General features: G+C 67.1%; 22 protein-coding genes. 17 read left to right on the top strand and 5 right to left on the bottom strand.

What is annotated here, in order from left to right:
- The first annotated feature begins 126 nt into the window (after window positions 1–126).
- Genes D3261_RS07910 through D3261_RS07900 form a run of 3 tightly spaced genes read left to right on the top strand, consistent with a single transcriptional unit; the run spans window position 127 to window position 3,029 of the window.
- On the top strand, window positions 127–1,935 hold the full coding sequence (locus tag D3261_RS07910; protein ID WP_120071180.1) for a cbb3-type cytochrome c oxidase subunit I: 1,809 nt from the start codon (window positions 127–129) through the stop codon (window positions 1,933–1,935).
- Window positions 1,932–2,504, top strand: a complete 573-nt coding sequence (locus D3261_RS07905; RefSeq protein ID WP_120071177.1) for a hypothetical protein — start codon at window positions 1,932–1,934, stop codon at window positions 2,502–2,504. Before D3261_RS07910 ends, D3261_RS07905 begins: the two co-directional genes overlap by 4 nt.
- A 3-nt stretch (window positions 2,505–2,507) precedes the next feature.
- The gene (locus tag D3261_RS07900; RefSeq protein ID WP_120071174.1) at window positions 2,508–3,029 is read left to right on the top strand and encodes a hypothetical protein; all 522 of its coding nucleotides are present in this window, start codon (window positions 2,508–2,510) and stop codon (window positions 3,027–3,029) included.
- Between the two features lie 15 nt (window positions 3,030–3,044).
- On the opposite strand, the gene D3261_RS07895 is transcribed toward D3261_RS07900, so the two are convergent.
- Entirely contained in the window at window positions 3,045–3,578 is a 534-nt protein-coding gene (locus D3261_RS07895) for a DUF6789 family protein (protein WP_120071171.1), read from the bottom strand.
- Between the two features lie 110 nt (window positions 3,579–3,688).
- Here D3261_RS07895 and coxB point away from each other — a divergent pair, with 110 nt between their 5' ends.
- Window positions 3,689–4,504, top strand: a complete 816-nt coding sequence (gene coxB / locus D3261_RS07890; RefSeq protein ID WP_120071168.1) for a cytochrome c oxidase subunit II — start codon at window positions 3,689–3,691, stop codon at window positions 4,502–4,504.
- A 475-nt stretch (window positions 4,505–4,979) separates the two neighbouring features.
- Here the strand turns inward: coxB and D3261_RS07885 are convergent, their stop codons facing one another.
- On the bottom strand, window positions 4,980–5,837 hold the full coding sequence (locus D3261_RS07885; RefSeq protein WP_120071165.1) for a heme-copper oxidase subunit III: 858 nt from the start codon (window positions 5,835–5,837) through the stop codon (window positions 4,980–4,982).
- Window positions 5,838–5,928: 91 nt separating this feature from the next.
- On the opposite strand from D3261_RS07885, the gene D3261_RS07880 reads away from it, so the two are divergent.
- Window positions 5,929–6,168: a hypothetical protein gene (locus tag D3261_RS07880; RefSeq protein ID WP_233553935.1), complete on the top strand. Its 240-nt coding sequence runs from the start codon at window positions 5,929–5,931 to the stop codon at window positions 6,166–6,168.
- On the opposite strand, the gene D3261_RS07875 is transcribed toward D3261_RS07880, so the two are convergent.
- Window positions 6,169–6,468 carry a DUF6684 family protein gene (locus tag D3261_RS07875; RefSeq protein ID WP_120071159.1) on the bottom strand — a complete coding sequence of 100 codons (300 nt, stop codon included), beginning with the start codon at window positions 6,466–6,468 and terminating at the stop codon, window positions 6,169–6,171.
- A gap of 268 nt (window positions 6,469–6,736) precedes the next feature.
- Here D3261_RS07875 and D3261_RS07870 point away from each other — a divergent pair, with 268 nt between their 5' ends.
- Genes D3261_RS07870 through D3261_RS07855 form a run of 4 tightly spaced genes read left to right on the top strand, consistent with a single transcriptional unit; the run spans window position 6,737 to window position 12,257 of the window.
- Window positions 6,737–8,503, top strand: a complete 1,767-nt coding sequence (locus D3261_RS07870) for a nitrite/sulfite reductase (RefSeq protein ID WP_120071157.1) — start codon at window positions 6,737–6,739, stop codon at window positions 8,501–8,503.
- Window position 8,504: 1 nt separating this feature from the next.
- The gene (locus D3261_RS07865) at window positions 8,505–8,798 is read left to right on the top strand and encodes a DUF6360 family protein (protein WP_120071154.1); all 294 of its coding nucleotides are present in this window, start codon (window positions 8,505–8,507) and stop codon (window positions 8,796–8,798) included.
- A gap of 1 nt (window position 8,799) precedes the next feature.
- The gene (gene nasA, locus D3261_RS07860) at window positions 8,800–10,941 is read left to right on the top strand and encodes an assimilatory nitrate reductase NasA (protein ID WP_233553934.1); all 2,142 of its coding nucleotides are present in this window, start codon (window positions 8,800–8,802) and stop codon (window positions 10,939–10,941) included.
- An 11-nt stretch (window positions 10,942–10,952) separates the two neighbouring features.
- Window positions 10,953–12,257, top strand: coding sequence for an MFS transporter (locus D3261_RS07855; RefSeq protein ID WP_394337575.1), 1,305 nt, complete (start codon window positions 10,953–10,955; stop codon window positions 12,255–12,257).
- 131 nt (window positions 12,258–12,388) lie between these two features.
- On the opposite strand, the gene nasA (D3261_RS07850) is transcribed toward D3261_RS07855, so the two are convergent.
- Both nasA (D3261_RS07850) and D3261_RS07845 read right to left on the bottom strand, forming a co-directional pair.
- Window positions 12,389–14,464: an assimilatory nitrate reductase NasA gene (gene nasA / locus D3261_RS07850; protein WP_233553933.1), complete on the bottom strand. Its 2,076-nt coding sequence runs from the start codon at window positions 14,462–14,464 to the stop codon at window positions 12,389–12,391.
- Window positions 14,465–14,694: 230 nt separating this feature from the next.
- Entirely contained in the window at window positions 14,695–15,660 is a 966-nt protein-coding gene (locus D3261_RS07845; RefSeq protein ID WP_120071269.1) for a nucleoside hydrolase, read from the bottom strand.
- Window positions 15,661–15,791: 131 nt separating this feature from the next.
- On the opposite strand from D3261_RS07845, the gene gfo6 reads away from it, so the two are divergent.
- From gfo6 to D3261_RS07805, 8 genes are all read left to right on the top strand, one after another.
- Entirely contained in the window at window positions 15,792–16,880 is a 1,089-nt protein-coding gene (gene gfo6, locus D3261_RS07840; protein ID WP_120071149.1) for a D-xylose 1-dehydrogenase Gfo6, read from the top strand.
- A 65-nt stretch (window positions 16,881–16,945) separates the two neighbouring features.
- The gene (locus tag D3261_RS07835) at window positions 16,946–18,058 is read left to right on the top strand and encodes a Gfo/Idh/MocA family protein (protein WP_120071146.1); all 1,113 of its coding nucleotides are present in this window, start codon (window positions 16,946–16,948) and stop codon (window positions 18,056–18,058) included.
- An 84-nt stretch (window positions 18,059–18,142) separates the two neighbouring features.
- Window positions 18,143–19,600, top strand: coding sequence for a substrate-binding domain-containing protein (locus D3261_RS07830; protein ID WP_120071144.1), 1,458 nt, complete (start codon window positions 18,143–18,145; stop codon window positions 19,598–19,600).
- Window positions 19,601–19,603: 3 nt separating this feature from the next.
- Complete coding sequence (locus D3261_RS07825) at window positions 19,604–20,587, top strand: carbohydrate ABC transporter permease (protein ID WP_120071142.1); 984 nt, start codon at window positions 19,604–19,606, stop codon at window positions 20,585–20,587.
- A 1-nt stretch (window position 20,588) separates the two neighbouring features.
- Window positions 20,589–21,524: a carbohydrate ABC transporter permease gene (locus D3261_RS07820; protein WP_120071139.1), complete on the top strand. Its 936-nt coding sequence runs from the start codon at window positions 20,589–20,591 to the stop codon at window positions 21,522–21,524.
- A 4-nt stretch (window positions 21,525–21,528) separates the two neighbouring features.
- Window positions 21,529–22,716 carry an ABC transporter ATP-binding protein gene (locus tag D3261_RS07815; protein WP_120071137.1) on the top strand — a complete coding sequence of 396 codons (1,188 nt, stop codon included), beginning with the start codon at window positions 21,529–21,531 and terminating at the stop codon, window positions 22,714–22,716.
- 2 nt (window positions 22,717–22,718) lie between these two features.
- Complete coding sequence (locus D3261_RS07810; RefSeq protein WP_120071135.1) at window positions 22,719–22,922, top strand: hypothetical protein; 204 nt, start codon at window positions 22,719–22,721, stop codon at window positions 22,920–22,922.
- A gap of 78 nt (window positions 22,923–23,000) precedes the next feature.
- Window positions 23,001–24,008 carry a Gfo/Idh/MocA family protein gene (locus D3261_RS07805; protein ID WP_233553932.1) on the top strand — a complete coding sequence of 336 codons (1,008 nt, stop codon included), beginning with the start codon at window positions 23,001–23,003 and terminating at the stop codon, window positions 24,006–24,008.
- Window positions 24,009–24,011: the final 3 nt, after the last annotated feature.

The raw sequence follows: 24,011 nt of genomic DNA, 5'->3' as shown, positions 1-24,011 counted from the left end.
ATTTACCCCCACCGCTCCAGTTCCGGGTATGCATCGTTCCGCGTTCGCACCGAGACGGCAGGCGCAATCGCTTGAATCGGCAAGCGAAAGCATCGAGCGGGCGGCCGTTCTCGATACGACCGTGCCATGCTGAACGCGACGATCCTCGTCGCCGCCGTGCTCGGCCTCGCGCTCGCGGGCTTCGTCTGGCGGTCGTACACCGCCCAGACCACGGCCGGCAGACCGGCGACCGACGGGGGATTCCTCCCCGAGAGCGCCGGCACCGAGACGGGGGCCGAGACCGAGGCGAAGGTCGGCGGCATCACGCGCTGGCTCACCACCACCGACCACCGCGACATCGGTATCATGTACATCGTCTTCGGGACGATCGCCGCGATCTGGGGCGGCGTCGACGCGATGATGATCCGGACCGAACTCCTCACCCCGCAGGCCGACGTCTGGACCGCGGGCACCTACGACGCCCTCTTCACCACCCACGGGCTGACGATGCTGATCCTGTTCGTCACCCCCGTCTTCTTCGGCATCGCGAACTACTTCCTCCCGCTCCTCATCGGGGCCGACGACCTCGCCTTCCCCCGGATCAACCTGCTCGGCTTCTGGATGCTGCCGCCCGCGCTCGTGCTGATCCGCGGCGGCCTCATCGTCAACATGACGGCGAAGTTCCTCGGGCTGATCGTCCCGGTCGACGCGATCGACTTCCTGTTCGCGATCCAACCGCCCGAGATCGGTTGGTACATGTACGCGCCGCTGTCGCTCCAGTCGGCGAACCCGCAGGTCGACTTCCTGCTGCTCGGACTCCACCTCTCGGGGATCGCGACGGTGCTCGCGTCGGTCAACTTCATCGTCACGGTGTTCACCGAGAAGAGCGACGAGGTGTCGTGGGCCGACCTCGACCTCTTCACCTGGACGCTCGTCACGACCGCCGGGATCGCCCTGCTGGCGTTCTCGGTGCTCGGGAGCGCGCTCATCATGCTCCTCCTCGACCGAAACTTCGGGACGACGTTCTTCGCGCTCGAACAGGGCGGGGCGATCCTCTGGCAACACATCTTCTGGTTCTGGGGCCATCCGGAGGTCTACATCATCGTGTTACCGGGCTTCGGGCTGATGAGCCTCATCCTCCCGAAGTTCTCGGGTCGGACCCTGTTCGGCCGCCGGTTCGTGATCTACTCGACGTTCGCGATCGGCGTGCTCTCGTTCGGCGTGTGGGCCCACCACATGTTCACGACGGGTATCGACCCCCGGATCCGCGCGAGCTTCATGGCGGTTTCGCTTGCTATCGCGATCCCGAGCGCGATCAAGGAGTTCAACTGGATCACCACGATCTGGAAGGGGCGAGTCAGGCTGACCGCCCCCATGCTGTTCTGTGTCGGCGGGCTGAGCACGTTCGTGATCGGCGGCATCACGGGTGTGTTCCTCGCGGCGATCCCCGTCGACATCCTCTATCACGACACCTACTACGTCGTGGGTCACTTCCACATGATCCTGATGGGCGTGATCCCGTTCATGATGATGGCCGCGAGCTACTACTGGTTCCCGATCATCACGGGGAAGATGTACAACCAGCCGCTCGCACGCTTCCAGGCGGTCACGATGGTCATCGGGGTGATCGTGACCTTCGGCGCGATGCTCATCACCGGCGCGCTCGGGCTTCCCCGCCGATACGCCACCTACCCCGCCGAGTTCACGGGGCTGATGGAGATCACCACCATCGGCGCGTACGTCATCGGGATCAGCGTCCTGCTCTGGCTCTACAACATGCTCCGCTCGTACTGGGCGGGCGAGCGTGTCACCGAGGCCGACGTTTGGGACCTGAAGGAGACCGGACAGTTCACCCGTGAGTGGCAGTGGTTCGAGAAGCAGCTCGCCGAGCGCTACGCCACCGACGGCGGTTCGGACGGAACCGAGGCGGACGAAACCCCCAGGACCGACGGATGAGCGACGACGAGAAGGACCTCCACGGCGAGGACCAGGGGGACTTCCAGGAGCACTTCGCACCCGTCGTCCGGAGCTTCTGGCGAACGATGACCAGCCGGTCGTTCCAGACCTACACGATATCGTTCGTGGGGATGATCATCCTCTCGGCCAGCATCGGCGGCGTCATCCTCGGGCCCTACGCCGCGATACAGCCGACCTACGGGCTCTGTGACAAACCGGTCGTCGAGGTCTACTCGCCGGCGGACACCGCGGAACTCACGGCCGGCGACGAGCCGCCGAACTTCAGGCAGTTCTCCTACGACGAACTCACGCCGATGGAGCAGGAGACCTTCGATGAGGCCCGAACGAGCGCGCTCCAGGAGGCCGAACTCGACGGACGGACGGCGCACTTCGAGGAGCTTCGCAACGGCTCCGTCGTGACCTACGAGGGCGAGTCGTACTACACCGTCGTCGCGTCGCTCGACGACTGCGTCGACGAGACCGCGTTCAACGTGCCGCTCAGCATCGTCGGGGTCGTCGTGGGGCTCGGCCTCTCGGCCGCCCCCGGGCTCCGGCGATGGTTCAACTAATCCATGACCGAGTACTCGATCCACCGACCACGATTCACGGGGACCACCAGGAACGACTGGGTGTTCCCGACCGCACAGGACTTCGACACGAGCGACCTCTCGGCCGTCGCCGACCGGTTCCTGGTGTCGGCCTCGGGCTTCGAGGAGCCCGACTCGCTCGACGACCTCTACCTCCCGGTCGTCGACCGCCGAAACGAGCTCAGCCTCAACGCGCTCTTCGCGGCGCGGGACGGCCCCTACGATGCCGACCAGATCCCCGACCTCGATGCGGACACGCGGGCGGAGCTCGACACCCTCATCGACGACCTCGGGACCGAGCACTTCGAGGAGTACCAGGAGGTCGTCGTGAGCGATGCCGACTGGGCGGCCGCCACGGGCGGTGCGCCCGCGAACCCGACCGGTGGCGTGGTCGGTGACACCATCACGGCCGCCGAGGCCTCCTACTCCTCGACGGGTGCGACGATCGGACTGCTCTTCCTCGCGGTGGCGACGGTCGCGATGAACCGGCTTCGCGGCCGCCGGTAGACCCCAGTCGAACGGTTACTGAAACGTCGTTCCGACGAAGGCGATGTCGGTCCGCGGTTCGGCGTACTCGAAGGCCAGTCCCATGACCAGCCCGTAGAGGCACTGCCCGATGAAGGTCAACACGAGGAACAGCGGGAGGCTCACGTTGGGGCTGTAGAAGGCGATCGCGAAGCCCGCCCAGCCGATCGCCGCGAACGTGACTCCGGAGACCGCCATCCGCCAGCCGGGGAGGTACTCGTGGAGCGCCGCGAACAGGAACGGCCACGTCGTCATCCCGCCGCCGACGAAGATGAGGTAACCGAGCACCGGGTCGCCCTCGCCCGCGAGCGGGTCGCTCAGCCCGGCCATGACGGCCATCTCGCCGAACTGGACGGGGTCGAACGCGTCGAGGAGGAGGGCGAGGGCCAGCACCGCCGAGAAGGCCAGCGTACCGAGCCCACCGGCGATCCCGCCGACGAGTCCGCCCACCACGATGCGTCGGAGGTCGCCCCGCGCTTTGCTTTCGGATTCGCCGGTAACCTCTTCGACGAGTGAGCCCGTGTCGGCCATGCGAGCGATTACGGCCGGGGTAGCAAAAGCCCCTCGCCCGGGGAACCGCGGGCCGACGGTTCTGGCCGACGACAGCAGATACTTGTGCGGGGCCCTCCGATCGTAGCTCGATGAACCGCAGACAGGCGACGGCCGGGGTGGCGCTGGCGGCGTTCCTGACGATCGCTGTCGAGCCGGTCGCCGCGCAGTCGATCAACAAGACCCTGATCGAGAGCCTGAACCGGCAGCTCCTCTACGTCGCCGTGCCGCTCGCGATACTCGTCGAGGTGATCCTGTTCTACGCCGTCTGGAAACACAAGGACAACGACGACCCCTCGCCGACGAAGGAGAACCGCTCGCTCGAGATCACGTGGACGATCGCCACCGCGATCATCCTGCTGTTCGTCGGGTTCGCGTCGTACAACATCCTCACGGACCCGTACATCTCGCCCTCGCTCACCGAACAGGAGCAGGCCCTCGGCGGCGACCAGAACCTCGAAGGGGCCGTCATGCCCGCGAACGATGACGACGCGGTCATCGTTCGCACCATCGCCTACCAATGGGGGTGGGACTTCGTCTACCCCGAGGAGAACGTCACGACCGACAACACCACGGTCGTCCCGGCGAACACGGACGTCTACTATCACCTGACGTCACGTGACGTGTTGCACGCCTTCCACGCGCCCGAACTCGGGCTGAAGATGGACACCATCCCCGGCCAGTACAACACCATCCGTACCAACATCACCGAACCGGGCACCTACCGGGTCTACTGTTCGGAGTTCTGTGGCGCGGGCCACTCCCGGATGTACGCCAACCTCACGGTCGTGAGCCAGGACCGATACCAGGCCTGGTTGTCGAACCAGAACCGAACCGACGTCCCGACGCGGGTGAGCGCGGAGAACGCGACCAACGTCACCGGGTCGGTCGCCGCACCGCCAGCCTGAACTTTTACGTGAAAATCAGGCGCTAACGCCTCACCGTCACGGTGCTGAGACCGAATGAAAATTCTGCGCTACTAACGACTGTTGACGTGCATAAGGAAGTCGTAGCTTCTGTTTCATTGGAAGGGTTACAGGCGAACCCGAGAGGGGTAAGTCATACGCAGTAGCAGCACCCACAGCCACGCCCACCGCCACATCCAACTACACGACAATCACATCCACACGAGCCACCGGGTGGAATGCCTGCACAGACAGAACACCCGCAGTCGCAACCCGAACGACAGCCACCACAACAGCTCGGGCAACGACAACCAGTACCTTGGACAGTCACCCCGGGTGTGGCGTCCCGAACGAGAAGAGTACTCGGGGACGTGGCACTCCCTGTAGACGAACGAACGTCCGTCCACGAACCTGAAACGCCCAACCCAGCGTTGCGGTACGGCCGTGGGAATCCTCGCCCTTCAGCGCGGGGAGGACGTCAAAGCGAGAACTCGGCCCCGAAGTAGAGCAGCGCGATGATGAAGATCCAGACGACGTCGACGAAGTGCCAGTAGTACGATATCGTCACCATCGAGGTGTCCCGCCCGTCCGAGAGCTGGCCGAGCAGACCGCGGGCGAACAGGATGCCGAGGAAGATCGTCCCGGCGAGAACGTGGAGCCCGTGCAGCCCCGTGAGCCCGAAGAACGCGCTCCCGAAGATCCCGGTGGTGATGGTGAAGCCCTCGTGGACGACCAGGGTGTAGTACTCGTATATCTGGCCCGAGACGAAGATCACGCCGAGCAGTATCGTGACGCCGAGCAGGCCGAGAAAGCCCCGCCGGTTCCCCTCTTCGAGCCCCTGGTGGGCGTAGTGGAGGGTGAAACTGCTCGCCACCAGCGCGACCGTGTTGACGATCAACACCGGTGTGAGGAGTTCGGGGAGTTCCCCCGGAGGCCACTGGTCGACCCGGATGAAGGCGTAGTAGACGAACCCCGCCGAGAACGTCGCGATGTCGGTCAGGATGAAGAGGATCATCGCGCCCCGGAGCGCGCCGGGCTCGCGACCCTCGGTGCTCCGGGTCCAGAAGTCGACGAGGAAGCCCTGGTAGAACCAGCCGAACGCCCCGGCGATGAACCCCAGCGAGCCGAGGGCGAACACCGCCGGGCCGATCGTCGGCGGTATCGGCGCGTTCTCGCCGGTCCCGAAGAAGTAGAGCCCGGCCCCGAAGTAGAGACCGATCAGCCCGACCGTACAGGCGACGGGCCACCACGTCGCTTCCTCGTGCCCGGTGGGGAAGTCGCGCCACAGGGCTTCGTCCTCGCCGGTCTCCTCGACCGTCTCGCTCGTCGTCCCCATGCCCCCGATTGCGTCGAGAGCGATAAAAACACCCCGCCTGCGGCCGTCGACGGGTACGCCTTCACAAACTAAATGACGCCGGTGCCCGTTGGTGGAAACGAACCTCCTCATGTCGTCGCCCGAATCCCCGCCGGTGCTGGAGCCCTCCTGGAGAACCGCCTTCGGACTGGCCGCGGTCACCACCGGCTACCTCGTCGCGCTCGTGGGTATCGCCGTGTACGCGTGGGCCGAGATCCACGCCATCGCGTTCGTCCCGACGCTCGCAGTCTCGGTCGTCGGCTTCCTCGTGATGGTCGCCGGGGGCGGGCTGGTCTGGCGCGAACGGGCCTGATCAGGGCTCGTCGTCCGCTTCGTGGTCCATCCCCGTGGCGATACTGCTGATCTTGGCCGCGGTCCCCGAACGGCCGGTCTGGTCGGCCTCGGCGATGATCCGGCCCGTGACGTAGGTGGTGACCGCGAGCACCACGAACGGGATCACGAGCAGGCTGAGGCTGGTTCCGACCGCCATCGCGTCGGCCGGAAACGGGTCCGCCAGGATGAACAGCGCGAAGAAGAAGATGATCATCCCCATCGGTATGAAGTTGACCGTGAGGTCGAGCAGCGTCTCCCGGTTGAACACTCGGTCGGCCATTGGACGTCGGTACGCGCTCGGGGGTTATGTAGGTTGAGATACCGACGGCGGCCCCGAGCGCTCGACTTGTGTACGAAGACCTTATACAGAACCGAATAATCCCGCATTCATAGTGTATTGGACGGATGGCTCCGAGAACGGGAAATAAATTGGGGATTTTGGCGGCCAGATTTATTTATACACTCCTCCCTGGGTCGAAGCGTGACGAACACCGTGTCGAAACACGTTATACGTGAAGAATCACCGGTATCAGAGGACTGATCCTACAATGACGCACAAAAAGGAGGACTGGAAGGCGGGGTTGTACGGCGACGAGGTGCGCGAGAAACTGATCGAGTTCGCCGAATCGGGCTGGGAGTCGATCCCCGAGGACGAACGCGAGGTGTGGTTCTCGCGATTCAAGTTCTGGGGGGTCTTCCACCACCGGTCGGGCCAGGAGAGCTACTTCATGATGCGGCTCACCAACTGCGGGGGACTCCTCGAACCCGGCCAACTCCGCGCCATCGCCGAGGTCGCCCAGGAGTACGCGACCGGACCCGTTGACAACCCCGAGTTCGGCAACGGCTGGATCGACCTCACCACCCGCCAGTCGGTCCAGCTCCACTGGATCAAACTCGAAGACGTCCCCGCGGTCTGGGAGAAGCTCGAAGCCGTGGGCGTTTCGAGTCGCTCGTCGGGCGGGGACACCATGCGGAACGTCTCGGGCTGCCCGGTCGCCGGGAAGGATGCCCACGAGTACGTCGAGACGCGGCCGCTGCTCGACGAGATCCAGAACGACCTCCGCGGGGACAACGCGCTCGCGAACATGCCCCGGAAGTTCAACATCTCGGTCACCGGGTGTCGCGAGGGCTGCGCCCAGGACTCCATCAACGGCGTGGCGCTCGAACCCGCGCGGAAGCTGGTCGATGGGGAAACAGTCAGAGGCTTCAACATGCGGGTCGGCGGCGGTCTCGGCGGGCGTGAACCCCGGCGGGCGCGCTCGCTCGACGTCTTCGTCGAACCCGAGCACGCCTACGACGCGGTCCGAGCGTTCGTCGAACTCTACCACGCCGAGGGGAACCGCGAGAACCGGAGTAAAAACAGGTCTAGATTCTTCGTCGACGAGTGGGGCACGGAGAAGATCCGGGAAGCGATGGCCGAGAAGGTCGACTTCGACCTCGCGTACGGCGGGACGGACATCCGGAAGGAGTACACCTACAACGCCGGGCGGTCCGACGAGGCGGGCCGCCACGACCACGTCGGCGTCCACGAACAGCCCGACGGACGGTACTACGTGGGGTTGAACACCCCGGTAGGGCGAGTCCCTACCCACGAGGCGCTCGAACTCGCCGACCTCGCCGACGAGTACGGCTCAGGGGAAGTCAGACTCACCCGCCGACAGAACCCGCTCGTGATGGACGTTCCCGAGGCGAAGCTCGACGAGCTGCTCGCTGAGCCGCTGCTCGATGTCCACTCCCCCGACCCCGACGTGTTCACCCGCGGGGCGATGGCGTGTACGGGAACCGAATTCTGTTCGCTCGCGCTCACCGAGACCAAAGCCCGGATGGCAGCAACCCTTCGGTGGCTCCAGGCGAACGTCGACATGCCCGACGACGTCTCTCAGGTCAAGATGCACTTCTCGGGCTGTACCGCCGACTGCGGCCAGGCGCTGACCGCCGACATCGGGCTCCAGGGGATGCGCGCCCGGAAGGACGGCGAGATGGTCGAGGCGATGGACATCGGTGTCGGGGGCGGTATCGGCCCGGAGCCCGCGTTCATCGACTGGGTCCACCAGCGCGTGCCGGCCGACGAGGCACCGGGGATGATCAAGAACCTCCTCGACGGGTTCGTGGCGCTCCGGGACGACGGCCAGACCTTCCGGGAGTGGGTCGAGTCCACGGGCGACGGCACTATCGCCGAACTCGCCCAGCCCGAGGAAACCGACTACGTGGATCCCTGCCTCACCGACGCGAAGCAGTCGTGGTACCCGTTCGACGACGGCGAGGGGCCGGCCCCGACCGCCGCCGACGGGACCCCGATGGAGGCCGACGATTGAGATGCATCGGCGCTTCCTCGACGTCACCTCGCGAACTACGTTCGACCACCTCCCGGCGCGCGCCGAGGGCGACGGCTGGACCCGCGAATCGATCGCCGTCCTCGACGTCGAATCGCCGCGCGGCGAGGACCGGGTCGAACTCGGTTTCGAACTCGACGGGAGTACCGAAATCCTCCCGCACCACGTCGACCGCGTTCCGCTCGCACCCGAGCAAGCCCGGACGCTCGCAGCCGACCTCGAAGCCGCCGCGGCGGCCGCCGAGCGGGGCGAGGCGATGGTCAGCAGGAGGGGGTGAGATGGGCGAACCGGTCCCGACGACGTGCATGCGGTGTGCGGTCGGCTGTGGACACGTCCACGAGGGGGTCGACCTCGGCCACGGTATCGCCTCGGTTCGGGGCGACGTCGCCCATCCCGTGAACCAGGGGCTCGCGTGCCCGCGCGGCATCCGCGAGAGCGCGAATCCAAGCGGCGAGTGGCTGACCCGGCCGAAGGTCCGCCGCGACGGCGCGCTCGTCTCGACGACGTGGGACGTCGCGCTGGATCGGGTGGTAAACGAGTTCGAGAGGGTCCTCGAAACCGATCCGGACGGCCTCGCGGTCCTCGGCAGCGGGCAGCAGACGAACGAGGCGGCGTACGCGCTGGGGAAACTCGCACGCGGGGGCTTTGGAACCAGGTTCTACGACGCGAACACCACGCTCTGCATGGCGAGCGCGGTGACGGCCTACTACGACGCCTTCGGGAGTGATGCCCCACCCTGCACCTACGAGGACGTTCCGAAGGCGGAAACGCACCTCGTGTGGGGCGCGAACCCCGCCGTCGCCCATCCAGTCATGTACCGGTGGATGGCCGAAAGCGCCCGCGAGGAGGGAAGCCGGCTCGTCGTCGTGGATCCGGTGGAGACGGAGACGGCCGAACGGGCCGACACTCACGTCGGCCTCGCACCGGGCGGCGACCTCGCGCTCGCGCGTGCGGTTCTCGCTCGTATCCTTGACCGCGACCTCGTGGATCGCGAATTCGTCGAGAACGCCACCGACAGGTTCGACGCGCTCCGTGATGAGCTTCCGCCAGCCGAATCGGCGGCCGCGACCGCTGGTGTCTCGCTCGACGCGGTCGACACGCTCGTCGAGGCGCTCGCCGACCCGACGTTGCTCTACTGGGGGATGGGGGTCAACCAGAGCACTCGCGGAACGGCGACCGCGCGGGCGCTGATCGACCTCTGTCTGGCCACCGGCAACCTGGGTCCGGGCTCCGGCCCGTTCTCGCTCACCGGTCAAGCAAACTCAATGGGCACCCGGGTGTGTTCGTCGAAGGGAACGTGGCCGGGCCACCGCGACTTCGCCGACCCCGACGAACGCGCTGTCGTTGCGGACGCGTGGGGAATCCCGGAAGAGCGGCTCCCGGAGGACACCGGTCCCGGTCCCGTAGGGATCGTCGAGGCCATCGACGACGGGCCGGTCGAGGCGGTCTGGGCGGTGGCGACGAACCCGGTCGCGGGGCTCCCCGACGCGACGGCGGCCCGAGACCGCCTCGACGACGTCTTCCTGGTCGTGCAGGACGCTTTCCGGAGCGAGACGGCCGACCTCGCGGACGTGGTGTTGCCCGCGGCGACGTGGGGGGAGTCCGAAGGCACCACCATGAACATGGAGCGGACCGTCTCGCGGGTCCGCGCCGCGACCGAACCCCCCTCGGAAGTCAGAACCGACCTCGACATCGTCACCACCGTCGGGGACCGACTCGTTCCCGGACTGTTCGACGCGCGCGACCCGGAGGGAGTTTTCGAGGAGTTCGTCGCGCTCACGGCGGGAACGACCGCCGACTGTTCGGGCATCAGTTACGATCGCCTCGACCGGGAGCGGGCAGTGCGCTGGCCCGCCCCCGATCCGGATTCGGCGGGCGGCTACCGCTACTACGACCCCGATTCGGGGTCGGCTACCTGGGAATTTCCGACCGCGACGGGTCGCGCACGCTTCTCGACCGAGGTCGATGGAGGAGTTCCCGAACCAACGACCGACGAGTATCCCCTCACCCTGACGACGGCCCGCGAGGCCGACGCCTACAACACCGGCGTCAGAACCCGCGATTCGGTCGACGAACCCGGCGACCCAGTCGCGCGCGTCGACCCGACGACACTCGACCGGTTCGCCGAACCCGGTGACGACCGGCTGACCGTCGAATCGAGACGGGCTTCGGTCCCGGTGTCGGCGGTTCCCGACGCAGCGATCCCGGAGGGGATGGTCTGGCTGCCGGTCCACCACCCCGCGACCAACCGGCTCACGATACCCGCCACCGACCCCGAGTCGAACGAACCCAACTACAAACAGTGTGCGGTCCGCCTCGTCGCCACCGACCAGTCGGCCGATTCCGGTGCCGCCCGCGCGGTGCTCCACGACGGCGGGGTGGCTCGTCCACTCGGTAGCGATGGCGAGGTGAGCAGATGAGCCTCGTCAGGATGACGAAGTGGCGGACGTTGCTGCTCGCGACCGTGAGCTTCAACTTCTCCTTTCTGATCTGGTTCTCGTTCGCGCCGTTCACGGGCCCGATGGCCGAGGAGTTCGGCCTCTCGCTCGCCGAGATCGGCCTCCTCGCGAGCGCGAACATCTGGCTCGCGCCGTTCGGCCGGATCCTGACCGGCTGGCTCTCGGACAAGTACGGTGCCCCCGTCGTCTTCGCGATCGTGCTCGGCTACGTCGGCGTCTTCTCGATCGTCAGCGCGTTCGCCCAGAGCTACGCGCTCTTCTTCGTCGTCCGGCTGATCGTCGCCACCGCGGGGATCACGTTCGTGATCGGCATCCAGCACGTCTCGGAGTGGTTCGAGGAGGAGCGCCTCGGCACCGCCGAGGGTGTCTACGCCGGGATCGGGAACGCTGGCGCGGCGGCGGGTGCGCTGTTGCTCCCGCGAATCTTCGGCGCGGACTGGAGCGGCCCGTTGTTCGAGACCAACTGGCGGGCGGCCTTCTTCTACACCGGCGTGGTCTCGATCCTGCTCGCGGTCGTCTACTACGCGGTCGGCGAGGCGGCGTCGAGCGAGGAGCGCCGTCGGGCCACTGCCGACAACGCCAGCCTCAAACAGTGGATCTACACCGCCACACGGTACGGCACCGTGGTGCTCGCGCTCGGCTACCTCATGAGCTTCGGGCTCGAACTCTCGATGAACGGCTGGCTCGCGACCTACTACCGCGAGGGCTTCGGGACGAGCGACCTCGTGCTCGCGAGCACGTTCGCGGCGACGTTCTCGCTCGCGGCGGGGCTGCTCCGGCCGTTCGGGGGCTACATCAGCGACGTGCTCGCCCGGCGGGAACGGGACATCCTGCCGTTCTTCGAGGGGCGCTACCGCGAACAGTGGACGTTCGTCTCGCTCGCGCTGATCGTCGTCACGATGATCGGGATGACGCTGGCGGGGCTCTCGGGCGTGCTGTTGCTCGCGGTCGGGGCGGGCTTCCTCGTCGGGGCGGCGTGTGCGTTCGCCGAAGGCGCGATCTTCGCGCAGGTCCCCGCGATGTTCCCGAACAGCTCGGGGACGGTCTCGGGCGTCGTCGGCGGGATCGGTACCGTCGGGGGGATCGCCTTCCCGCTGGTCTACGCCTCGACGCTCATGCCGAACCTCCACCTCGGCTACGCGCTCGTCGCGCTCGTCGTGATGGTCCCGATCGTGGCAATCAACGCGTGGGTCTATCGACCCCAGATCGCCCGTCGCGCGAACGTCGACGGCTTGCTCGACCGCACCGACGACGGCCAGCCGACCAGCGACGACTGACTGACCGCTGCGCACGCCTTTTTCACTCGGCCAACGGGTCGTCCGCGTGCGGGTTTCGACGGTTCGCCGACGATATCCGATCCGGCCGCAAGTAACGAGTATCAGGTCTCGGACGGTCCGATACGTTCGGCTCAGGCCGGTTTCGGTTTCCACCGTTCGACCGGCGCGAGTCGCACCGCGCACTGCTTGTAGTTCGGCTCCGCCGACTCGGGGTCGAGCGCCGCGATGGTGAGTTCGTTCGTGGCGGGATGGTGGACCGGCAGCCAGACCAGCCCCTCGGGGACGGCGGGGTCCGGGTCGAGGGCCGCGAGCACCGACCCACGGCGCGACTCGACCCGGACATCGGCTTCCAGATCCGGATCGTCGTCGCCGAGCGTCGCTGCCGTCTCCGGGTTGACGCGAGCGACCGGCGTCGACGAGTCGGACTCCGGCGAACGGACGCCCGTGTTGTAGCGCTCCGGTCGCCGTCCGGTCGTCAGCGTCAACGGGTACGTCTCGGTCGGTGGTTCGGCGGGGTCGCCGGTGACACCCCACGAGAACCGCGCCCGACCGGTCGGCATCGGGAACCGCCACTCGGCCCCACCCTCGGTCTCGCGGCAGTAGCGGTAGCCGCCCGCCGAGTCCGGATCGGGGGCGGGCCAGCGCACTGCCCGCTCCCGGTCGAGGCGATCGTAGCTGATGCCCGAACAGTCGGCGGTCGTTCCCGATGTGAGCCCGACGCACTCGTCGAACACCGCCGATGGCGTGGTGGCCTCGAACAGCCCCGGCGAGAGGCGCTCGCCGATGGTCGTGACGAGGTCGAGGTCGGTCGGAACCCCGTTCGGGGGATCGGTCGCGGCTCGGATACGGGAGATCCGGCGGTCCATGTTCGTCGTGGTTCCCTCGACCTCACCCCAGGTCGCCGCGGGCAACACCACGTCGGCGAACTCGGCCGTCTCGTTCCGGAAGGCGTCCTGGACAACCAGAAAGGCGTCCTCGAACCGCTCGCGAACGGCGTGTTTGTCGGGCAACGCCGTGACGGGGTTCGACGCGACCGTCCAGAGAGCGTCGACGTCCGTGCCGGCCGCCTCGACGACCCCCACGGGACCGGGGCCCGTGGTGTCCGGTAAGCGTTCGACGGGTATCCCCCAGTGGTCGGCGACGACGGCGCGCTCGTCGGGGTCTGCGAAGTCACGGTGGCCCGGCCAGGTCCCCTTCGGGGAGAACGATCGCGCGCCGAGGGAGTTGGCCTGCCCGGCGAGCGAGAACGGCCCGCTCCCCGGTCTGAGGTTCCCCGTCGCGAGACAGAGGTCGATCAGTGCACCAGCCGTCTCGGTCCCCTGGACGCTCTGGTTGACCCCCATCCCCCAGTAGAGCAGGGTCCGTTGCGTGAGGGCGGCCGCGATGGTCTCGACCGCATCGAGGGTGACACCGGCCTCCGCAGCGGCGGTCGCCGGGTCGGGGAGGTCACGAACGAGCTTCCCGAACCGTGTGGTCGCCCGCTCGATGAACGGCGCGTCGATCCGGTCGGTGTCGACGACCTGGGCGAGGACGGCGCGTGCGAGCGCGAGGTCGCCGCCCGGCGCGGGGCTCACGTGGGTATCGGCACGCTCGGCCGTCTCCGTCTCCACCGGGTCCACGACCACCAGTTCGCTTCCGGGTCGGGTCGCACTGTCGTGGATCCAATCGAACAGGACGGGGTGGGCGACAGCGGGGTTCGCGCCCCACACGAGGTGGGTCTCCGCCTCGGGGATGTCGTCGTAGCTGCACGGCGGCGCGTCGCTCCCGAACGCGTTGCGGTAAGCGACGACGGCGCTCGCCATACACAGGGTCGTGTTCGCGTCGTAATTTCTCGTCCCGAACCCACCACGGGCCAGTTTCCCCAGCGCGTACGCCGCCTCGTTCGTCTGCTGCCCGCTTCCCAGCACAGCTAGTCGATTCGGATCGGTTTCGAGGACCCTCCCGAACTCCTCGGTCACCCGCTCCAGCGCCGCGTCCCACGACGTCGGAACCAGTTCGTCGCCGTCCCTGACGAGGGGATGAGTCAGCCGATCGCCACACGGGGCCTGCGTCTCGCTGGTACCGCGATGACAGACGGCACCTCCGTTGACCGGGTGGGTGACGTCGCCGCGGACGGTGTCGAGACCACGGCCGGACGCGACGCCACGCTGGACGAACCCACAGCCGACCGCACACCGCATACAGGTCGTCGAGACGGGTTGGCTCATGGCACACACCCCTCACGTCGTCTCGACACACCGAGCCTCGGCCCGCCACGATATCCACGGGACGATCGGAACCGTGCCGATTCGGTGTGCCATCCAATCATTTTGGGCGTGGTATCGGCGAGATAGATATAAGAATGCCGGTGAAAATACGAAATATTACGCCGTGTATTCCCACCACACGTTCAATACATCGTCTGTAAGAAGATCCTAATATTCTCGCCGCTGTCGGGTCATTCGAGCGCGGTTTCCGGCGCGTCGCCGCGCAGCATCGCCCGGAACATCGCCTCGAAGCGGTCGCCGTCGAACGATTCGACCACTCTCGTTCGGGGTTCGTCTTCCGTCAGTCCGTTCTCGTCGACCGCCGAGTAGCCCCGCGTGAGGCCCTCGCGGTCGTCGACGGCGACGTGGTACGTTCCCGCCTCCTCCACAAGCGAGGGCGCGATGACGGCCGCCATCGTGGCGGGGTCGGGCTGAGTCGCCTGGTCCTCGCCGTGGGTCTCGCGGTTGAACGCCCGGCCGGCGTCGGCGATCTCGCCGAACAGCTCCCCGAACTCGGTCTCGATCCCCGCGAACCCGTCGAGGGTGTCGCCGTCGAAGGTCGCGTCGCGGACGGAGACGCCCCAGTCGAACAGCGTGACGTCGAGTTCGCGGAGCACCTTTCGGGCGGCGTGGGGGTCGACCCAGAAGTTGTACTCGGCGGCCGGGGTGACGTTGCCGGGGCAGTTCGCGTTCCCACCCATCACCCAGACCGAATCGAGTAGCTCCCCGAGGTCGGGTTCCCGCCGGAGCGCGAGCGCGACGTTCGTCAGCGGCGCGAGACAGACCAGCGTGAACTCGCCGGGGTTCTCGCGCGCCCGCTCGACGATGAAGTCGGGACCGTAGGCGTCGCCCGAGGGGATGCCGGTCTCGGGGAACCGCTCACCACCCAGTCCACCCTCGCCGTGGATGTGGTCGGCGTGCTCGAACGGAACGAGCAACGGTCCCCGCGCCCCCTCGTAGACGGTCACGTCGTCGACCCCCGCGAGGTCGAGGGTGTACTTCGCGTTCTCGACCTGCCGGTCGAACGCGACGTTTCCCGCGCCGATCGTGACCCCCTCGATCGCGACCCGGTCGGTGGCGGCGGCGAGCAGGAGGGCTTGGCTGTCGTCGCCGGCGGTGTCGGTATCGACGATGACGCGGCGTGGTCGGTTGGACATGGCAGCCGTTTCGTCGTCCGGGTGAAATACGTGCGCTTTCTTCGACTCCCCATCGGTTCCCCGGTCGACCACACCGAGGACCGCTCGGCCGGCTTCCGGTGGTATATTATGGGGACTCACGTGGGTGCCGTATGGAGCTTCAGCGGTACTTCGAGGGATTCAACGACCGCGACTGGGAACCCGAGGCCGAACCGGACGGCGAACCGCTCCGACTCGCCATCGTGGGTCTCGGCGGCTACGCCCGCGACCGTGCGCTACCGGCGATCGAACGGACGGCCCGGTGTGAGACGACGGTCGCCGTGAGCGGGTCGCCGGGGAAGATCGAAACCGTCGCCTCGCGGTTCGACGTCGACGAGACGCTCGACTACGAGGCCTTTCACGCTGGCGAGGCCGTCGAGGCCTACGACGCGGTCTACATCTCGACGCCGCCAGCCCACCACCTCGCGGCCGCCGAGACGGCCGCCGAGCACGGAAAACACGTCCTGTGTGAGAAACCGATGGACGTGAATTCCGACCGCGCCGAACGGATGGTCGAGGTCTGCGACGACGCCGGCGTGGCGCTGATGGTCGCCTACCGGCTCCACGCCGAACCGGCCTACCGACGGCTCCGGGAACTGATCGGCGACGGGTTCATCGGCGACCCGGTCCAGGTCCACGGCGCGTTCTCGCTCGACCTCCTCGGCCGGACGGAGGGCTCGGCCACCGACGTCTGGCGGATCGACCCCGAGGTCGCCGGCGGCGGCGCGCTGATGGACCTCGGGATCTACCCCCTGAACACGGCTCGATACCTGCTCGACGCCGACCCGGTCGCGGTCCAGGCGACGACGGCCGCCCCGGACGAGGCGTTCGACGGCGTCGACGAGCACGTCGCGTTCCAGGTCTCCTTCCCGGACGACGCGGTGGGCTCGTTCTCGGCGAGCTTCAACGCCCACCGGGACAGCCAGCTGAAGGTCGTCGGCACCGAGGGTCGGATCACCGTGGACTCGGCATTCGGCGGGCTGGTCGACCGCGAGGTCGTCGTCGAGCGTGGCGAGATGCACGCCGAGTTCACGGGCCCGTACGTCGACGAGATCGAAGAGCAGTTCGAGTACTTCGGGACGCGGGTGCTGCACGGCGAGTCGATCGAGCCCGACGGGGCGCACGGGCTGGTCGACATCGCGGTCGCCGACGCGGTCTACGAGTCGGCGGCAACGGGTGCTCGGGTCGGTCTCGACGGGTAGCCGGCGGAGACACGAGGCGGTGGCGGGACCCCGAAACCTAAGACGGCCTCGGCTGTAGTCCCGATATGGGACTCAATATCGGCGTCCTCGGCTACCGGTTCATGGGCAAGGCTCACTCGAACGCGTTCGCGCGGCTCCCGCTGTTCTTCCCCGACGCGCCCGACGTCGAGCGCCACACCCTCGTCGGCCGCGACGAGGACGCGCTCGCCGACGCCGCCGACCGGTTCGGCTTCTCGCACACCGAGACCGACTGGGAGAGCGCCATCGACGACGTCGACGTCTTCTACAACCTCGGTCCGAACCACATCCACCCCGAACCGTCGATCGCCGCGCTCGAAGCCGACGTTCCCGTATTCTGCGAGAAACCGCTCGCCCCCACGGTCGACGACGCCGAGCGGATGGCCGAGGCGGCGGCGGCGAGCGACGCCATCGCGGGCTGTGCGTTCAACTACCGGTTCGTGCCGGCGATCCAGTACGCGAAGAACCTGATCGACGCGGGCGAGATGGGCGAGATCCGGCAGGTCCGTGGGAGCTACCTCCAGGACTGGGGCGCGGACCCCGAGGACCCCTGGACGTGGCGGATGGACGCGGACCTCGCGGGCGCGGGCGCGCTCGGCGACCTCGGGGCGCACACGGTGGACCTCGCGCGATTCCTCGTCGGCGAGCAGGCCGGCGATATCGAGCGCGTCAGCGGCCACCTCCAGACGTTCGTCGAGGAACGCCCGACGGGCGACGGCGGGACGAAACCCGTGACCGTCGACGACGCCTACACCGCCGAGACCGCCTTCGAGAACGGCGCGATGGGGACCTTCGAGGCCTCACGGGTCGCGATGGGCCACAAGAACGACCACTCGATCGCGGTCCACGGCTCCGAGGGAAGCCTCGCGTTCTCGCTCGAACGGCTCAACGAACTCGAGGTGCTCCGCGGCGACGGCCGGGGCTACGAGACGGTACTCGTGACCGACGAGAGCGACCCCTACGTCGAGCACTGGTGGCCGCCGGGCCACGTCCTCGGCTGGGAACACACGTTCGTCCACGAGGACTACGAGTTCCTCTCGGCGGTTCGCGACGGCGACTCGTTCGAGCCGTCCTTCGAGTCGGCGTTCGGCGTCCAGCGCGTGCTCGACGCGGTCGAGCGGAGCGACGCGGCCGGCGAGTGGGTCGACGTCGGTGCGTAGTCGTCGAGCCCCCGTCCTTCGAAACACCCCCGCCCACGTGCGCTCGTCTCCACTAGCTATAAGTAGGCGTATGGTTTCCTAATAATGATGAGAGATGAAGGCGACCCACAGCGGATCCCGTCCGGCCGGGACGTCTCCCGTCGGACGTTCGTGAAGACGGCCGGCGTGGCGGGAGCCGCGGTCAGTCTCGCGGGCTGTACCGTCGGCGGTACGGAGACGAGTTCGAACTCCATTCGCTGGATAAGCAGCAACGACATGGCCGGCGAGAGCGCCGCGATCAAGAAGGCACTCCGCAACGCGGGGATGTCGAACGACGTCGACCTCGAGATCGTCGCGGGGCCCGCGAACACCGACCAGCGTCAGTCCCAGTACACCCGGTGGCTCTCGGCGGACCTCGAAGAACCCGCCCTCCTCGATATGGACAGCGGCTGGGCGCTCAACTTCATCAATCGCGACCAGCTCCTCAACCTCAGCAACGAACTCCCCGAGAACCTCCTCAATCGCATCAACAACAAGTACTTCTCGGCCAGTGTCAACACCGCACGGGGCGACAACAACGACCTCTACGCCGTGCCGATGTACCCCGATTTCGCCACCATGCTCTACCGAAAGGACCTGGTGCAGCAGGCGGGCTACAACCCGGAACAGGAGAACTGGGCGACCGAGTCGATGCGCTGGAAGAAGTTCTCGAAGGTCGTCGCGGACACCAAACGACAGTCGGGGGTCAACTACGGTTTCGGCTTCCAGGGCAACATCTACGAGGGTCTCTCGTGTTGTGACTTCAACGAGTTCATGACGAGCTGGGGCGGGGCCTACTTCGGCGGCCGGGACACACTACTGGGCCCGGTCGGCGACCGCCCCGTGACGGTGAACCAGGAGCCCGTGGTCAACGCGATCAAGATGCTGAAGACGTTCGTCTTCGGTTCGAACGCGCCCGACACGTTGAACGGCTACGAACAGATCTCCCCGAACGCGGTGTTGAGCTGGATCGAGGACTCCTCGCTCTCGCCGTTCACCGCCGGGAACATGGTGGCGCTCCGCAACTGGCCCTACGCCATCGCGGCGGCCGGGGCCGAGGACGCGCTCGGGGACAGACTCGGCGTGATGCCGATCCCCTACGCCGTCACCGAGCAACAATCGAACTTCAGGGACATCGGCGGGCCGACGGCGGCGCTCGGCGGGTGGCATATCGGCGTGAACCCGAACACCCCCCAGCGCGAACAGGCGATGGAGGTGATCGAGGCGCTGACCCAGCCCTCCTTCCAGCTCGAACTGTTCGAGCTCCTCGGGCTCCTCCCGCCGAATCAGGAGCTCCTCAACACGCGACGGGCGAAGCAGATCCCGATCGTCGGGAACTACATCGAGACGCTTCAGGTGGCGGGTCGGAACGCGATCCCGCGACCGGTGAGCGTGGTCTGGCCCCAGCAGTCCGGCAAGATCGCCCAGCAGGTCCACGCCGGGATGGACGGGTCGAGCCCGCCACAGCAGGCGATGGACACGCTCCAGAGCCAACTCACCGCGATCGAAAACTACAACGGATAACCCATGGCAACGGAACAATCAACCGAACGAGGTGCACAGAGCGGCGGCGCGTACACCAGTCTGGTCCGCTGGGTGGAGGGCCTGAGCGAGGCGGCGTTCGCCTATCTCCTCCTGGTCCCCGCGTTCCTCGTGCTCGCGGTGATCGCCTTCTGGCCGCTGGTGAGCACGTTCAACATGTCGCTGCACGCCGACAGCATCAGCGGGGCGGCCCAGCTCGGCGAGTTCGTCGGCTTCCAGAACTACGTCAACCTCCTCACCGGGAAGCTCGACACCGTCGCGCTGCCCCAGCCCTTCCTCGACCCCGCACAGCCGTTCAAGAGCGCGCTCGTTGTCACCCTGATCTTCACCATCGCCAGCGTCTTCTTCGAGACGATCATCGGCTTCGGCCAGGCGCTGGTGCTCGACCAGGACTTCCGCGGCCGGCGCTGGGTCCGGGTCGCCATCATCATCCCGTGGGCGGTCCCCATCGTGATCCAGGGGATGATCTTCTTCCTCCTCTTCCAGCCCGGTATCGGTTTCGGCGTCGACGTCGCGCAGGCGCTCGGGATGTCCGGCACCCCGCTGGTCGACAGCGCCGAGGCGCTCCCCATCCTGATCCTCGCCGACGTCTGGAAGACCACCGCGTTCATGGCGCTGCTCATCCTCGCGGGGCTCCAGAGCGTCGACCGCAGCCTCTACGACGTCGCGAAGGTCGCCGGGGCCTCGAAGTGGCAGCAGTTCAAGATGATCACCTTCCCGCTGGTGCTGCCGACGGTGATCGTCGCGGTGCTCTTCCGGACGATCGACGCGATGCGGATCTACGGACTGATCGAGACCACGTCGAGCTGTACGACGGTGCCGTCGCTGTCGTGTCTCGTCGTCTCGACGTTCAGTACCCGCCGGTACGGCACCGCCTCGGCGGTGGCGTTCGTGACGGCGGCGATCATCGCCATCGTGGTCTCGTTCTACATCGTCAAGTACTGGCGCGACTCCCAGGAGGGGATCTGAGATGGCGAGCGCACAGGCCGAGGACACCCAGACCGACGACGACGCCGGACCGCTCACCCGGTGGGTCCAGGGGTCGATCAGCAACCCCGACCGGACCTACCGCGCGATGTTTTACGTCGTGACGATATTCTTCCTGATCACGACGCTGTTCCCGTTCTACTGGCTGATCGTGCTCGCGCTCACGCCCGAGAGCGCCATCGTGAACATGGGGCTGCTCCCGAAGGGGTTCAACCCCGAGGCGTTCGTCACCATCTTCGAGCGCCTGCCGTTCCACATCTACCTGTTCAACAGCTTCGTGCTCGCGCTCGGGACGACGGTCATCGTCCTCGCGCTCGCGAGCCTCGCGGGCTACGTCTTCGGCCGGCTCTCGTTCCCCGGCCGGGGGCTGTTGATGATCCTCGTGCTCGCGATCTCGTACTTCCCGCCCGCGGCGTTCCTGCTCCCGCTGTTCCGGCTGTTCACCGGGAACGTCGAGATCCTCGGTCTCAGCAGTCCGATGCTGTTCAACACGCCGGGGGCGATGGTGCTGCCGTTCAGCGCGCTGTTCCTCCCGCTGTCGATCTTCATCCTCACCACGTTCTACGGCCAGATCCCCGACGGACTGGAGGACGCCGCGCGGGTCGAGGGCACCACCCGACTGGGTGCGCTCTTCCGGGTGATCATCCCGCTCTCGGCACCGGGCGTGGCCACCGCGGGCGTGCTCACCTTCATCAGCGTCTACAACGAGTTCTTCTTCTCCTTCCTGATGACCGACGGGCAGGCCCAGAACTGGGCCCCGCTCGTCTGGGGTATCCTGGGCTACCAGACCCAGTACACGGCATCGTACAACCTGATGGCGGCGGCGAGCATCGTCGGCGTCCTCCCGGTGGCGATCCTCGTGGTCGTCGCCCAGGAACGAATCGTCAGCGGTCTCACCAGCGGCGCACTCAAGGAGTAACACCATGGCACAAGTCACCCTCAACAACGTCACGAAACGCTACGACGACATCGTTGCCGTCGACGACATGAACCTCGAGATCCCCGACGGCGAGTTCGTCACGCTCGTCGGTCCGTCGGGCTGTGGGAAGTCGACCACGATGGAGACCGTCGCCGGCCTCACGATCCCCACCGAGGGCGAGATCTACATCGGCGACCGGGAGGTCACGAACCTCCCGCCGAAGGACCGCGGCATCGCGATGGTCTTCCAGAACATCGCGCTGTTCCCCCACATGGACGTCTACGACAACATCTCCTTCGGGCTCCGGCTCCGGAACTTCGACAAGGACGAGACCGACCGCCGGGTCGACCGCGCGGCCGAGACCGTCCAGATGGAGGGGATGCTCGACCGGATGCCGAGCGAGATGTCGGGCGGCCAGCGCCAGCGGGTCGCGATCGCCCGCGCGCTGGTTCGCGAACCCGACGTCTTCCTGATGGACGAACCGCTCGCCAACCTCGACGCGAAACTTCGGGTCCACATGCGGACCGAGCTCCAGCGGATCCACCGCGAGCTCGGGACGACCATCATCTACGTGACCCACGACCAGGCCGAGGCGATGACGATGTCGGACCGGATCGCGGTGATCAACGACGGTAAGCTCCAGCAGATCGCCCCGCCGCTGACCTGCTACAACGAGCCGGCCAACCAGTTCGTGGCGGGCTTCATCGGCTCGCCGAGCATGAACTTCCTGCGTGGGACCGTCGGCGGCAACGGTTTCGAGTCCGAGTTCGTCGATGTCCAGTTCGACCCCGGAACGATGAACGTGAGCCAGGGCGATTCGGTCACGATGGGGATACGACCCGAGGACGTCTACCCCGTCGACACGGCCGGGTCGGTCGCGAACCCCACCGCCGAGATCGAGGTCACGACCGACGTACTGGAGCCGATGGGCGACGAGATCTTCGTCTACCTCCTGCTCGCCGACGAGGCCGCCGACACCAACCTCGAGGACCCCGAAGCCGCCGGGAACCAACTCCTGATGAGCGTCGACCCCGCCTCCGACATCAGCGAGGACCAGACGATGCGGGTGGTGCTCGACCGCGAGAAGGTCCACCTCTTCGACGCCGAGACGGGCGACGCGCTCGAACACGGGCTGGTGAAACCGACCCAGACCGAGAGCCCGACGGGAACCGAAGCCGAGGGCGACGACTGACGATGGTCACGGAGATCGGACTGGTCTACGTCGTCGGGATGTCGCTGCTGTTCGTCTTCTGGGCCTACGGCCTCGTCTCGTTCGTCCTCGACGTCAAGCACAAGTTCGTCCCGCTCGCGAAGCAGTACCTGCGGGGGCGGCGCAACGAGAAGGAGGAGGCGGCGCGCGAGGCCGAACGAGAGGAGCGCGAACAGCAGCTCTACTGACGGGCGTCGCCCATCGGGGACCCCAGCTGAGGCGGCCGATTCGCCACGCTTATGCGGTGTTCGCCCCCGTTCTCAGGGGTGACGGACGACACTCCACTACGGGTCGGTCTCATCGGAACGGGCTACATCGGAACCTTCGTCGGCGGTCAGTTCGACCGCCACCGGGACGCGACGGTGAGCGCCATCACCGAGATCGACGAAGAACGCCGCGAACGAACCGCGGACTCCTTCTCGGTGCCCGACGAAGCCCTGTACGACGACTACCGGGAGATGCTCGACGACGCCGCGCTCGACGCGATCCTCATCGGCACGCCCCACACCCTCCACTACGAGCAGGTGCTGGCGGGGCTCGACCACGGCCTCCACGTCTTCTGTGACAAACCCCTCGCGACGGACCTGGGTCACGCGGAGGAGATCGCGGACCGGTTCGAGGCCTCGGATCGGACCTTGATGGTGGGCTACCAGCGCCACCTCAACCCCTCCTTCATCGCGGCCCGCGACCGGTTCGCCGACTCGCCACCCCGGTGGATCACGGCCGAAGTCACCCAGAACTGGCTGCCGCGGTTCGTCGACGCGTGGCGGACCGACCCCGACCTCTCGGGCGGCGGGATGCTTTACGACACGGGGAGTCACCTCCTCGACGCGGTGCTCTGGACCAGCGGGCTCGACCCCGTGCGGGTCTCCTCGAAGATGACCTTCGTCGACGACGCGGAGCGCGTCGACAGCGAGGCGACGGTACTGATCGAGTTCGCCAACGGCGCGACCGCGAACGTCACGGTCTCGGGGGACCTGCCGTGTGTTCGCGAGCACGTCCACCTCTGGGACGACGACGGTGCGGTCTCGATCGACGGCCGCCAGTGGGAACCCCGACAGGTCACCGAGATCGACGCCGAGAACACCGAGTCCGTGCCGTACATCGACCACGAGGGCCAGACCACCAAGGCGGAAGCGTTCATCACCGCGATCGAGAACGGGTCGGAACCGCCCGCGACGGCCCGTGACGCGCTCGCCGTCACGGCAGTCACCGAGGCCGCCTACGAGTCCGCGCGCGCCGACGGCGAGTGGGTCGACGTCGACCTCGACTGAGCC

The sequence above is a fragment of the Halococcus sp. IIIV-5B genome, assembly GCF_003602035.1.
GTDB classification, from domain to species: Archaea; Halobacteriota; Halobacteria; order Halobacteriales; family Halococcaceae; genus Halococcus; species Halococcus salsus.
The sequence above is the reverse complement of the archived record's forward strand: the minus strand, read 5'-3'. Positions and strand labels throughout refer to the sequence as shown.

What these genes read in the sequence shown, in the direction of transcription:
- D3261_RS07835 (WP_120071146.1), top strand. Translation starts at nt 16,946, where the DNA reads ATGGGACTCAATATCGGCGTCCTCGGCTACCGGTTCATGGGCAAGGCT.
- D3261_RS07910 (WP_120071180.1), top strand. Translation starts at nt 127, where the DNA reads ATGCTGAACGCGACGATCCTCGTCGCCGCCGTGCTCGGCCTCGCGCTC.
- D3261_RS07815 (WP_120071137.1), top strand. Translation starts at nt 21,529, where the DNA reads ATGGCACAAGTCACCCTCAACAACGTCACGAAACGCTACGACGACATC.
- D3261_RS07875 (WP_120071159.1), bottom strand. Translation starts at nt 6,468, where the DNA reads ATGGCCGACCGAGTGTTCAACCGGGAGACGCTGCTCGACCTCACGGTC.
- D3261_RS07885 (WP_120071165.1), bottom strand. Translation starts at nt 5,837, where the DNA reads ATGGGGACGACGAGCGAGACGGTCGAGGAGACCGGCGAGGACGAAGCC.
- D3261_RS07825 (WP_120071142.1), top strand. Translation starts at nt 19,604, where the DNA reads ATGGCAACGGAACAATCAACCGAACGAGGTGCACAGAGCGGCGGCGCG.
- D3261_RS07855 (WP_394337575.1), top strand. Translation starts at nt 10,953, where the DNA reads ATGACGAAGTGGCGGACGTTGCTGCTCGCGACCGTGAGCTTCAACTTC.
- D3261_RS07865 (WP_120071154.1), top strand. Translation starts at nt 8,505, where the DNA reads ATGCATCGGCGCTTCCTCGACGTCACCTCGCGAACTACGTTCGACCAC.
- D3261_RS07810 (WP_120071135.1), top strand. Translation starts at nt 22,719, where the DNA reads ATGGTCACGGAGATCGGACTGGTCTACGTCGTCGGGATGTCGCTGCTG.
- coxB (WP_120071168.1), top strand. Translation starts at nt 3,689, where the DNA reads ATGAACCGCAGACAGGCGACGGCCGGGGTGGCGCTGGCGGCGTTCCTG.
- D3261_RS07895 (WP_120071171.1), bottom strand. Translation starts at nt 3,578, where the DNA reads ATGGCCGACACGGGCTCACTCGTCGAAGAGGTTACCGGCGAATCCGAA.
- D3261_RS07830 (WP_120071144.1), top strand. Translation starts at nt 18,143, where the DNA reads ATGATGAGAGATGAAGGCGACCCACAGCGGATCCCGTCCGGCCGGGAC.
- gfo6 (WP_120071149.1), top strand. Translation starts at nt 15,792, where the DNA reads ATGGAGCTTCAGCGGTACTTCGAGGGATTCAACGACCGCGACTGGGAA.
- nasA (WP_233553933.1), bottom strand. Translation starts at nt 14,464, where the DNA reads ATGAGCCAACCCGTCTCGACGACCTGTATGCGGTGTGCGGTCGGCTGT.
- D3261_RS07900 (WP_120071174.1), top strand. Translation starts at nt 2,508, where the DNA reads ATGACCGAGTACTCGATCCACCGACCACGATTCACGGGGACCACCAGG.
- D3261_RS07845 (WP_120071269.1), bottom strand. Translation starts at nt 15,660, where the DNA reads ATGTCCAACCGACCACGCCGCGTCATCGTCGATACCGACACCGCCGGC.
- nasA (WP_233553934.1), top strand. Translation starts at nt 8,800, where the DNA reads ATGGGCGAACCGGTCCCGACGACGTGCATGCGGTGTGCGGTCGGCTGT.
- D3261_RS07820 (WP_120071139.1), top strand. Translation starts at nt 20,589, where the DNA reads ATGGCGAGCGCACAGGCCGAGGACACCCAGACCGACGACGACGCCGGA.
- D3261_RS07905 (WP_120071177.1), top strand. Translation starts at nt 1,932, where the DNA reads ATGAGCGACGACGAGAAGGACCTCCACGGCGAGGACCAGGGGGACTTC.
- D3261_RS07870 (WP_120071157.1), top strand. Translation starts at nt 6,737, where the DNA reads ATGACGCACAAAAAGGAGGACTGGAAGGCGGGGTTGTACGGCGACGAG.